The organism is Motilibacter deserti (assembly GCF_011250635.1).
Classification (GTDB): domain Bacteria; phylum Actinomycetota; class Actinomycetes; order Motilibacterales; family Motilibacteraceae; genus Motilibacter_A; species Motilibacter_A deserti.
Genome location: NZ_JAANNP010000009.1, coordinates 75,480 through 82,761 on the forward strand (window position 1 = coordinate 75,480; position 7,282 = coordinate 82,761).

A 7,282-nucleotide genomic window follows, 5' to 3' on the forward strand; every position below is an offset into this window, starting at 1 on the left:
GCGGGGGCCCGCCCGGACGCTATCGCGTCCGGGGAGCCCCCACGCCGACAGTGTGTGCGGCCAGGTCCCGACGGGTCAGGAGACGGTCGTCGGCACCGTGATGGAGCCGTCGATGATCTGCTGCTTGTAGTCGTCGAGCTGGGCCTTGATGTCGTCGACCTGGCCACCGGTGGTGGAGTAGTCGACACCGCCCTGCTCGAGGTCGAAGGAGACCGTGCCGGCCTTGAACTGGTCCTGCGCGACGGTCTGCAGGAAGTCGTAGACGGCGACGTCGACCTTCTTGAGCATCGAGGTCAGGATCACGTCGCGCACCGACGCGTCCGCGGTGAGGGCCTGGTCGGAGTCGACGCCGATGGCCTTGCCGCCAGCGGCCTTGGCCGCCTCGAACACGCCGCCGCCGGAGCCGCCGGCCGCCTGGTAGACGATGTCGGCACCGGCGTCGAACATGCCCTGCGCCGCCGTCTTGCCCTTGGCCGGGTCACCGAAGCCGCTGAAGTCCGGCGGCTGGGTGAGGTACTGCGACTGCACCTTGATGCCGGGCTTGGCCGCCTCGGCCCCGGCCTTGAAGCCGGCCTCGAACTTGTTGATCAGCGGGGTGTTGACGCCGCCGACGAAGCCGACGTTGCCGCTCTTGCTCTTCAGCGCCGCCGCAGCACCGACGAGGAAGGAGCCCTCCTCCTCGGCGAAGACGAGGTTGGCGATGTTGTCGCCGGTCGCGTCCGTGCTGTCGATGATCGCGAAGTGCGTATCGGGGAACTGCGGCGCGACCTTCGCCAGCGAGGTGGCGTAGACGAAGCCCACCGCGATGACGGGGTTGTAGCCGCCCTCGGCGAGCTGGGTCAGGCGCTCCTCGCGTGCCGACTCCGCCTCACCGGTGACCGCCTCGACCTCCTGGGACTCGGCGCCCAGCTCGGCCTTGGCCTTGTCCAGGCCGGCCGCCGCGGCGTCGTTGAACGACTGGTCCCCGCGCCCGCCGACGTCGTACGCCATGCCGATCTTGAGCTCGACGGCCGCCGGCGGCTTGCTGGCCCCGTTCGACGGGCTCGCCGCCGGGCTCTCCTCGTCGTCGCTGCCGCAACCGGCGAGCGCAAGCGCTGCGGCCGCCAGGACCGCCGCTGCCCGAATACCCCGACGCACGATTCTGTGCTCCCTCCGAAGAAAGTGACGCCAGAGGTTATCCGAGCCGAACGGCAGGTGGAGGGCTCTGGAGCGCGGTGTTACCTGTTGGTAGCAAGGCCGAGGCCGGATCTAGATCTGGCCGTTCCCGCGCGGACGGGCACGGAGCCCGTGCTCAGACCTCGTCGGCCCCGGTGGTCCGCGCGAGGGCGAGCAGCGCCGTGGCCGCGAGCACGCGCGCGCCGACCCCGATCGCCCGCTCGTCCACGTCGAACGCGCCCTGGTGCAGGTCGCGCTGGATCAGGTCGCCCGGGGTGGCCGTGCCCAGCCGGGCGAGCGCGCCGGGGACGTGCTCGAGGTACCACGCGAAGTCCTCGCCCCCGAGGCTCTGCGGCGTGGGGACGACGCTGCCCTCCCCTTCGGCGGCGACCGCGGCGGCCGCGAGCACCTCGGCGCACGCCTCCTCGTTGTCCACCGGCGGCACGCCGCGCGAGTAGACGACCTCGGCCGAGACGCCGTAGGGCGTGGCCACGGCCTGGACCAGCTCGTGCACCAGGTCCTGGACCTCGCGCCAGGTGTCGGTGTCCAGGCAGCGCAGCGTGCCCTCGACCTCGCCGTACTGCGGGATCGCGTTCGGTGCTGACCCCGCGTCGATCCGGCCCCAGACGAGGCTGAGCCCCGCGCGCGGGTCGACGCGGCGCGACAGCGCCCCGGGCAGCTCGGTCACGACCTTGCCGAGCGCGTGGACGAGGTCGGCAGTGAGGTGCGGGCGGGCGGTGTGGCCGCCGGGCCCGCGCAGGACGACCTTGAGCCGGTCGCACGCGCCGGTGATCGGGCCCGGGCGCACGCCGACCCGGCCCACCTCGATGCGCGGGTCGCAGTGCAGCGCGAAGATCTCGTCGACGTCCTTGAGCCCGCCGGCGTCGATGACGTCGAGCGAGCCGCCCGGCAGCCGTTCCTCGGCCGGCTGGAAGACGAGGCGTACACGGCCCGGCAGGCGGCCGGCCTCCTGCAGCGCGGCGAGCGCCAGCCCGGCGCCGACCACGGCCGCGGTGTGGACGTCGTGCCCGCAGGCGTGGGCCAGGCCCGGCGTCAGGGAGCGGTAGGGGACGTCCTTGAGGTCCGTCACGGGCAGCGCGTCGATGTCGGCGCGCAGGGCCACCGCCCGGTCGCCGTCGCCGATGTCGCACCACAGCCCGGTCCCCGTGGGCAGGAGGTACGGCGCCAGGCCCGCTGCCTCGAGCCGCTCACGGACGACGCGGGTCGTGCGGATCTCGGCCCGCCCGATCTCGGGGTGCCGGTGGATGTCGCGGCGCAGGGCGACCAGCTCGGGCTCGACCGCCCGCACGCGTGTGCGCAGCTCCTCCAGCGCGCCGGGGATGCCGGGGGCGGTGGACGCGCGTGCCGCCGCGCCGGGTCGTCCGCCTCCGAATTCCATCCGCCGGAATCTACCCCGATGCGTGCCCGGGGACGCCTGTCGCCGTCCGTGTTGCCGGGATCACCAGCCCTCCGCGGGTGAGCGGCCCGGGAGGGAACTAGCATCACCACAAGCTGAAGTCCCCTTCAGTCGGGCGCATCCGGCACCACGGGCGCGCTCCGGACCTCACCTCCGGAAGGCCTGCGTTGCCCAAGGCACCGGCCGGCACGCTCTACCGCGGCCGAGAAGGCATGTGGTCGTGGGTCGCGCATCGCGTGACCGGCGTTCTGATCTTCTTCTTCCTCTTCTGCCACGTCCTCGACACGGCGCTCGTGCGGGTCGACCCGGACGCGTACAACCGCGTGATCGACACGTACAAGAACCCGATCGTGAACCTGATGGAGGTCGGCCTCGTCGGCGCGGTGCTCTTCCACGCCTTCAACGGCCTCCGCGTGGTGCTGATCGACTTCTGGAAGAGCGGCCCGCGCTACCAGCGCCAGCTGCTCTGGGCGGTCCTCGCGGTCTGGTTCGTGCTCATGGCGGGCTTCATCTACCCCATGACCGAGCACACCTGGGGCGTTCTCTTCGGGTCGGAGGGCTGACATGACGACCGACGCCTCGACGCAGGCACCGTCCGAGCTGGTCTCGACCGGCAAGGCGAGCGAGGCGCTGGACACGCGCTTCGAGGCCCCGCGCAGCGCGGCCCCGAAGGTCCGCGACCCGCGCCGGCCCGACCGGCGGACCAACTTCGAGCTCTACGCCTGGCTGTTCATGCGCCTGTCCGGGCTGCTGCTCATCGTGCTCGTCCTCGGCCACCTGTTCATCCAGATGGTCGTCGACGGCGGCGTGCAGAAGATCAACTTCTCGTTCGTCGCCGGCCGCTGGTCGAGCCCGTTCTGGCAGACCTGGGACCTGCTGATGCTCTGGCTCGCGCAGGTCCACGGCACGCTCGGGCTCCGCACGATCATCAACGACTACGCCGAGCGCAACGTCACGCGGTCGTGGCTGAAGGCACTGCTCTACACGTCCTCGGTCTTCACGCTGCTCCTCGGCACCCTGGTCATCTTCACCTTCGACCCGAACATCTGAGGGAGGGCACCGTGAGTTCGAGCGTCCTGCACTCCCACCGCTATGACGTCGTCATCGTCGGCGCGGGGGGCGCGGGCATGCGCGCGGCCCTCGAGTCGGGCCAGCGCGCGCGTACCGCAGTCCTGACCAAGCTCTACCCCACCCGGTCCCACACCGGCGCGGCCCAGGGCGGCATGTGCGCCGCCCTCGCCAACGTCGAGGAGGACAACTGGGAGTGGCACACCTTCGACACCGTCAAAGGCGGCGACTACCTCGTCGACCAGGACGCGGCCGAGGTGATGTGCAAGGAGGCGATCGACGCCGTCCTCGACCTGGAGAAGATGGGGCTGCCGTTCAACCGCACCCCCGAGGGCCGCATCGACCAGCGCCGCTTCGGCGGGCACACCCGCAACCACGGCGAGGCCGCGGTCCGGCGCTCCTGCTACGCCGCCGACCGCACCGGCCACATGATCCTGCAGACGCTCTACCAGCAGTGCGTCAAGCACGAGGTCGAGTTCTTCAACGAGTTCTACGTCCTCGACCTGCTGATGAACGACGGCGCGGTCGCGGGCGTGGTGGCCTACGAGCTGGCCACCGGCGAGCTGCACGTCTTCCAGGCCAAGTCCGTCATCTTCGCGACGGGCGGCTTCGGCAAGGTCTTCAAGACCACGTCCAACGCGCACACGCTCACCGGTGACGGCATGGGCATCGTGTGGCGCAAGGGCCTGCCACTGGAGGACATGGAGTTCTTCCAGTTCCACCCGACGGGCCTGGCCGGGCTGGGCATCCTGCTCTCCGAGGCCGCGCGCGGCGAGGGCGGCATCCTGCGCAACGCCGACGGCGAGCGCTTCATGGAGCGCTACGCGCCGACGATCAAGGACCTGGCGCCGCGTGACATGGTCGCGCGCGCGATCCACACCGAGATCCGCGAGGGGCGCGGCTGCGGGCCGAACAAGGACTACGTCCACCTCGACCTGACGCACCTGCCGCCGGAGCAGATCGACGCCAAGCTGCCGGACATCACCGAGTTCGCGCGGACCTACCTCGGCGTCGAGCCCTACACCGAGCCGGTGCCGATCGTGCCGACCGCGCACTACGCGATGGGCGGCATCCCGACCGACATCGACGCGCGGGTGCTGCGCGACGACATCCACCACGTCCCCGGCCTCTACGCGGCGGGCGAGGCGGCGTGCGTCTCCGTGCACGGCGCCAACCGGCTCGGCACCAACTCGCTGCTGGACATCAACGTCTTCGGCCGGCGCGCGGGCATCGCCGCTGCCGAGTACGCCCGCACCGCCAAGCACGTGGACCTGCCGGTCGACCCGGCGGGCTACGTCACCGACCTGCTCGCGACGATCTACTCGAGCACCGGGGGCGAGCGGGTCGCGGCGATCCGCGCCGAGCTGCAGCAGACGATGGACATGAACGCCCAGGTCTACCGGACCGAGACGACGCTCAAGCAGGCCGAGGCCGACATCCAGGGGCTCAAGGAGCGCTACGCCCGGGTGGCCGTGCAGGACAAGGGCCGGCGGTTCAACACCGACCTGCTCGAGGCCGTCGAGCTCGGCTTCCTGCTCGACCTGGCCGAGGTGCTCGTGGTCTCGGCCCGGGCGCGCAACGAGTCGCGCGGCGGTCACTTCCGCGAGGACTACCCGACCCGCGACGACGTCAACTTCATGCGTCACACGATGGCCTACCGCGAGGTCGACGCCGAGGGCAACGTCGAGATCGAGCTGCACTACAAGCCGGTCGTGCAGACGCGGTACCAGCCGATGGAGCGCAAGTACTAGTGGACATCACGCTCAAGATCCGGCGCTTCGACCCGGAGAACGACACCGAGCCGCACTGGGAGGCGTACGGCGTCACCGTGCTGCCGACCGACCGCGTGCTCGACGCCCTGCACAAGGTCAAGTGGGAGGTCGACGGCTCGCTCACCTTCCGCCGCTCCTGCGCGCACGGCGTCTGTGGCTCGGACGCCATGCGCATCAACGGCCGCAACCGGCTTGCCTGCAAGACGCTCATCAAGGACGTCAACCCGGACAAGCCCATCACGGTCGAGGCCATCAAGGGGCTGCCGCTCCAGAAGGACCTCGTCGTCGACATGGAGCCGTTCTTCGACGCCTACCGCGACGTGATGCCGTTCCTCATCACCCGCGGCAACGAGCCGACCCGCGAGCGGCTGCAGTCGTCGAAGGACCGCGAGCGGTTCGACGACACGACCAAGTGCATCCTGTGCGCCGCGTGCACGACCTCGTGCCCGGTCTACTGGGTCGACGGGCAGTACTTCGGCCCGGCCGCGATCGTCAACGCGCACCGCTTCATCTTCGACAGCCGTGACGAGGGCGCCCAGCAGCGGCTCGAGATCCTCAACGAGCGCGAGGGCGTGTGGCGCTGCCGCACGACCTTCAACTGCACCGAGGCCTGCCCGCGCGGCATCGAGATCACGAAGGCGATCCAGGAGGTCAAGCGGGCGTTGCTGACGCGCGCTGTGTGATTCGCTGAACTGCAGGTATGCCGTCGGCCGGTGCGCTCCGCGAGGAGCGCACCGGCCGTCGTCGTTCCCATGGCCGTGCGTCAGGCGACGTACTCCACCGTGATCGAGCCGTCGACCTTGAACTTCACCGGGCTGCTGCTGGGCGGCTGCATGGAGAACGGCCATGCGTTCAACACCGGGTCCGACTCCTTGGGCGCGGGGACCGTGTAGCTCGCGGTGCCCCACTGCCCGTACCACGCCGTGCCCGTGTCGTACTGCGGGATCAGGTGGTTGGTGCTCGGCCCGCAGCCGAGCCAGCAGTCGTCGTCGTCGTCGAACAGCTCGACGTACGCCTTCGTCGCCGTGGGCGCCTCGATCTGGCGGCTCCACAGCGGGTTGAGCACGCCTCCGGAGCCGACGCTGTGGTCGGAGTAGTAGTTCGCGCTCTCGACGTCCCCGGCCTTGAGGTGGACCGAGATCTCACCGTTGCCGGAGGAGTCGCTGTCGTCGAGCACCGTGATCTTGTCGATCTTGACCGTGACGATGCGGGTCTTCGTCGTCACGTAGCCGATCTCGGAGCGGGTCCGCCCCTGCTGGTCGGTGGCGAGCACCTTGAACCAGTAGCTCGTGCCGGGCACCAGGTTGCGCACCTGGTCGTAGTGGAAGGTCGACGCGGCACCCGACGGGAACTGGATCGCGGGCTTGGAGTCCAGGTCGCCGAGGTACTGGCTGATCTTCACCGAGGTCTTCGTGGGGACGGTGGTCTGCGTCGTCAGCATGAAGTCGGTGCCGCGGACCGCACTGGTCTGGAAGGACGTGATGCAGTCGGCGCTGCAGTTGACCGGCCCGGCGCTCGCGGGGCCAGCGGTCAGGCCGCCTGCGGCGACGGTCACCAGGGCCAGTAGCGCTGCTCGGGAGGCTCGGAGGAAGCGGGGACGGGAGGACATGGTCGGGCCCTTTCAGCGGGACGCGGCGCCATCGCGCGCCGATCGCTGGACAGGAACGGCCCGGGCCGTCACCGATACGAGCACGCCCCCCGTTGAGTAAGCGGGCTTTCGGTGTTGAGTAGCCGTCGGCTCAGAAGGTGAGGACGAGCCGGCCGCGCACTCCCCCGGCCTCGAGCCGGCGGTGCGCCTCGGCCACCTGCTGGACCGGGTACGTCGCGGCGACCCGGAGGGTCAGCCGCCCCTGCTCGACGAGCGCCCCGA

Annotated in this window: 8 protein-coding genes; 4 read left to right on the forward strand and 4 right to left on the reverse strand. The window is 70.5% G+C overall.

Going from position 1 to position 7,282, the window contains the following annotated elements; translation table 11 throughout:
* Positions 1 to 75: 75 nt before the first annotated feature.
* Complete coding sequence (locus tag G9H71_RS13100) at positions 76 to 1,137, reverse strand: BMP family lipoprotein (protein ID WP_166282510.1); 1,062 nt, start codon at positions 1,135 to 1,137, stop codon at positions 76 to 78.
* Positions 1,138 to 1,291: 154 nt separating this feature from the next.
* Entirely contained in the window at positions 1,292 to 2,554 is a 1,263-nt protein-coding gene (locus G9H71_RS13105) for an amidohydrolase (RefSeq protein ID WP_166282512.1), read from the reverse strand.
* A gap of 230 nt (positions 2,555 to 2,784) precedes the next feature.
* Between G9H71_RS13105 and sdhC the strand changes: the two genes are divergently transcribed.
* The 4 genes from sdhC (at position 2,785) to G9H71_RS13125 (ending at position 6,095) form a co-directional block, all read left to right on the forward strand.
* Entirely contained in the window at positions 2,785 to 3,135 is a 351-nt protein-coding gene (sdhC, locus tag G9H71_RS13110; RefSeq protein ID WP_407939738.1) for a succinate dehydrogenase, cytochrome b556 subunit, read from the forward strand.
* 1 nt (position 3,136) lies between these two features.
* Complete coding sequence (locus G9H71_RS13115) at positions 3,137 to 3,622, forward strand: succinate dehydrogenase hydrophobic membrane anchor subunit (protein WP_166282516.1); 486 nt, start codon at positions 3,137 to 3,139, stop codon at positions 3,620 to 3,622.
* A 77-nt stretch (positions 3,623 to 3,699) separates the two neighbouring features.
* The gene (gene sdhA, locus G9H71_RS13120) at positions 3,700 to 5,391 is read left to right on the forward strand and encodes a succinate dehydrogenase flavoprotein subunit (RefSeq protein WP_231134760.1); all 1,692 of its coding nucleotides are present in this window, start codon (positions 3,700 to 3,702) and stop codon (positions 5,389 to 5,391) included.
* Positions 5,391 to 6,095 (forward strand): succinate dehydrogenase iron-sulfur subunit, encoded by a 705-nt coding sequence (locus G9H71_RS13125; RefSeq protein WP_166282518.1) that lies wholly within the window; start codon positions 5,391 to 5,393, stop codon positions 6,093 to 6,095. Before sdhA ends, G9H71_RS13125 begins: the two co-directional genes overlap by 1 nt.
* An 80-nt stretch (positions 6,096 to 6,175) precedes the next feature.
* Here the strand turns inward: G9H71_RS13125 and G9H71_RS13130 are convergent, their stop codons facing one another.
* Positions 6,176 to 6,967, reverse strand: a complete 792-nt coding sequence (locus tag G9H71_RS13130; RefSeq protein WP_166282520.1) for a hypothetical protein — start codon at positions 6,965 to 6,967, stop codon at positions 6,176 to 6,178.
* A gap of 184 nt (positions 6,968 to 7,151) precedes the next feature.
* Positions 7,152 to 7,282, reverse strand: a 131-nt coding sequence (locus G9H71_RS25115) for a zinc-binding dehydrogenase (protein ID WP_166282522.1), incomplete at its 5' end; no start/stop codon positions are given.

Excerpts from the sequence above, each read along its gene's own strand:
- G9H71_RS13115 (WP_166282516.1), top strand. The coding sequence starts at position 3,137 with ATGACGACCGACGCCTCGACGCAGGCACCGTCCGAGCTGGTCTCGACC.
- G9H71_RS13105 (WP_166282512.1), bottom strand. The coding sequence starts at position 2,554 with ATGGAATTCGGAGGCGGACGACCCGGCGCGGCGGCACGCGCGTCCACC.
- sdhC (WP_407939738.1), top strand. The coding sequence starts at position 2,785 with ATGTGGTCGTGGGTCGCGCATCGCGTGACCGGCGTTCTGATCTTCTTC.
- sdhA (WP_231134760.1), top strand. The coding sequence starts at position 3,700 with ATGCGCGCGGCCCTCGAGTCGGGCCAGCGCGCGCGTACCGCAGTCCTG.